The organism is uncultured Campylobacter sp. (assembly GCF_938045595.1).
Taxonomy (GTDB): domain Bacteria; phylum Campylobacterota; class Campylobacteria; order Campylobacterales; family Campylobacteraceae; genus Campylobacter_B.
The window spans coordinates 1-3,288 of the sequence record NZ_CALIBB010000275.1; the positions used below are offsets into that span (position 1 = coordinate 1).

Consider the following 3,288-nt stretch of genomic DNA (forward strand, 5'->3'; position numbering starts at 1 on the left):
GTCTTTATTGATCAAATTTCCGTTATGAACGATAGAGATCTCCCCAAGAGCGTAGTTGCCCGCAACGGGCTGTGCGTCCTTTAGACTATCTGCACCCGCGGTGCCGTAGCGGTTGTGACCGATCGCGATGTTGCCCTTTAAAATTTCAAAACTCGCGGGGCTAAAAACCTCCGTCACGAGCCCCGTGGCTTTGATCGTTTTGATGTGATGATTAAAGCTCGAGCTGATACCGCTTGCCTCCTGGCCGCGGTGCTGCATGGCAAAAAGCCCGTAATACGCGGTCTTAGCCGCACCTTCGGAATTTATGACTCCCACGATTGCGCACATTTTCTAACCTCTTAAATTTTATTTTTTAGAAATTTATCTATATTTTGTTTTATCATTGACGGCTCGCCGTCCGGCATTTTGTCGGCGCCTCGTCAAATAGATCGGCTGAAATTTTAAACGTCTCGGCGATATTTTCTCCGCATTTGGCGTAGCTGCCGAATAGCCCGACTTTGTAAATTCCAAAACTTTCAAGCTCGGGCTTTAGCTCGCGCAAAAAATTTAAAATTTCATCTTTAGTTGGCATTTTATCCTCTTAAATTTAGCCGCAAAGGCCTAGATTCCTAAGCAGTCGTCGATACCGTAAAGCCCGCTATTTTGGGGCGCTAGCCATACTGCGGCCTTTATCGCGCCTCTGGCAAAGGTCGCACGCGAAGTCGCTGTATGATTTAGCTCGATAAATTCACCCTCGCCGTAAAACCCCACGGTGTGGCGCCCGACGATGTCTCCGCCGCGTAGCGACATCACGGCGATCTCGTCCTTGCCCCGCTCGCCGATGAGCCCGTCGCGACCGCTTACGCGCACGTCTTTTAAGTTTAGCTCGCGCGCGCTTGCGGCACTTTGCGCAAGGCTCATCGCCGTGCCGCTCGGGGCGTCTTTTTTGTGGCGGTGGTGCATCTCTAAAATTTCGCAGTCAAAATCGCGCAGGCTCCTGCTAGCAAGCGCCACGAGCTTGTTTAGCACCGCGATGCCCAGGCTCATATTCGTAGCGTGCAGTACGGGCATCTTCGTGCCGCATTCGCGCAGTAGCCGCTCGCCTTCATCGCCCAGAGCCGTCGTGCCGATGCAAAGCGGCTTTGGGTGCGAAAGCGCAAATTTCATTAAGCTTATCGCGCCGTCTCGGATCGTGAAGTCTATCACGACGTCGCAGCCGCTAAAAAGCTCGTCGTAGCTGCTCGTTACGGCGCAGCTCGGCGTATAATCAAGCGGAGCGACCGTGTAGATCACACTTGCTCGCGCCTGATCGAAATTTTTCAGGCATTCGTAGATCATCGTGCCCATTCTACCGCTTCCGCCGTGAATCCCTATATTTATCATCGCTCATCCTTTAAATTTAGTCCACTTAGTATAGCCAAATTTTGCTTACGCTATTTTTCAAGACCCAGGTTTAGCGGGATAAAGCTGTTTTGTTTGAGCTCCGCTTCGCTTGGTTTTTTGATCTCTATGCGAGAGGCGCTTACGCCGCGCTGCACGAGTGCCGCTTGCACGGCGGCCGCTCTGGCAAGGGCTAACTCATCAAGACGCGAACGGGTAAATTTCTGCGCGCTTATCAGCTCCTCCATCGCCTCATCGCCGCCGGATTTGATACCGTATTTGATCTTAAGCGCCGCTATGGCTTCATCCGTGGAGAGACCTTGTTTATTAGACATCAGCGTGAGGGTATTTTGCAGCGAGCGCCTTTGAAACTCGTGAGTATCGAGCTTTTCGTTATACGCAGAGTTTAGGATGATCTTAAGATCGGGCTTAGCTTTTGCGACCTTGGCCAAATCATCGATTTTAGAGTTTTCGCTGATTAAAATTTCGCTGCTCGCCGCCTCAAAATCGATACTTTCGAGCTTTTTCGTATCTACGCCCGCGATCTTTCCCATAAATCTAAACGGACTTAACACGATATCCGAGAGCAGCTTTTTGACCGCACCCCAAACCAGCGCGCCGTAGCTAAATTTCGGATCATTCATCGCGCCGCTTAGAGGCAGGCTAATATCAATCTGATCATCGCCGTCCTTTAGGATCGATACCGCTAGGCCGATCGGAAGGCTCAGCGCGTCCTTGCTCGCTACCTCTTTGCCGAGCTCGAAGCGGTCCAAATTTAGATCATTGCTTGCGTTTAGCTTGCCATCGTCGATTTTGTAGGCAAGTTTTAAATTTAACTTGCCGCCCGCGATTTCATTGCCGATATATTTGGCGGTATAGGGCGATGCGGGCACAAGCGGGATCTCCTTTAAAACGACGTTTATATCGCTTTTGCGTTTAAAATCCAGCGGATAAGCGTGCGCCGTGATGTTCGCTAATCCGCTTCCGCTTACGAGCGAGCTAAATTTGATATCCGCCGCCCGCTTCGGGCTGATCTCGCTGATGCTTGCTTTCATATCGCTGATGCGTAGTTTAAAGGGCGCCCCCAGGCTCTCATCGGTGAAATTTAAATTTCCGCCGCTAAGCGAGATATTTTTTACGCTCCACGCAAAGTTTGCCTTGCTTTTTGCGGGTCTGCTAGGCGCAGCTTTGGCGGGGTTTGCGGCCTGTTTTAGCTGCGCGGTGGGCTTTATCAGCGAAGTTAAATTTAAACGCCTGTCTTTATTTAGCGAGATATTTGCCGCGGGCGAACCAAGAGCGATCTTGTTTAGCGTGAGAGAGCTTGGGCTTAGCGCGATTTGCGCGACATTCAGCGACGCAAGGGAGAAAATTTTATCCCTGCCCGAGCTTAGCGCCAAGCCCTTGCCCGATAGCTTTGCTTCGAGCGAGAAGGCGTTTGAAAGCTTCAGCTGCCCTTGCGTAGCGAGCTCGCCGGCGATGGAGCCCGTGATAAATTCCGCGGCATATTTGTTAAAGACGCTCAAGTTCGGCGCATTTAGGCTGAAGCTCACGCCTACGTTAAGCGGCGCGATGCTAGCCTTGCCGTCCGCGCTAGCGGTGATTTCGCCCGTGATAAGGCTTGCTTTGATACCGAAAGGCTCGGCGAAATTCGAGCTTAGCCCGCTTAGCGTGGCGCTGAAATCCTTGATCTCGTGCACGTTGTTTTTAACTATAAAGCTCTCGCTGATCTTGGCCTTTGCGCCCGTTACGGAGACCTCGCCGATCTTAAATTTTAAAGCGGGGCTTTTGGCGGGCTTTTTAGAATCCGAATTTGCGCCGCTTGCCGTAGAGTTTGCATCCGCTGGGTTTGTATCGCCCGCGCTCGCCGTTTTTTTAAAGCTCGCGTGATTTTTAGAAATCGCGCTTAAAATCGCCAGATCGTTTATGCTT

Annotated in this window: 3 protein-coding genes and 1 pseudogene; all 4 read right to left on the reverse strand. The window is 51.3% G+C overall.

The window, feature by feature from the left end; all coding sequences use genetic code 11:
- Nucleotides 1-327, reverse strand: a pseudogene (locus Q0340_RS10700) (amidophosphoribosyltransferase); the annotation flags it as partial.
- 52 nt (nucleotides 328-379) lie between these two features.
- Entirely contained in the window at nucleotides 380-571 is a 192-nt protein-coding gene (locus tag Q0340_RS10705) for a hypothetical protein (protein WP_298083291.1), read from the reverse strand.
- A gap of 29 nt (nucleotides 572-600) precedes the next feature.
- Entirely contained in the window at nucleotides 601-1,362 is a 762-nt protein-coding gene (dapB, locus tag Q0340_RS10710; protein ID WP_298083292.1) for a 4-hydroxy-tetrahydrodipicolinate reductase, read from the reverse strand.
- Between the two features lie 50 nt (nucleotides 1,363-1,412).
- Nucleotides 1,413-3,288, reverse strand: a 1,876-nt coding sequence (locus tag Q0340_RS10715) for a DUF748 domain-containing protein (protein ID WP_298083293.1), incomplete at its 5' end; no start/stop codon positions are given.

Excerpts from the sequence above, each read along its gene's own strand:
- dapB (WP_298083292.1), bottom strand. The coding sequence starts at position 1,362 with ATGATAAATATAGGGATTCACGGCGGAAGCGGTAGAATGGGCACGATG.
- Q0340_RS10705 (WP_298083291.1), bottom strand. The coding sequence starts at position 571 with ATGCCAACTAAAGATGAAATTTTAAATTTTTTGCGCGAGCTAAAGCCC.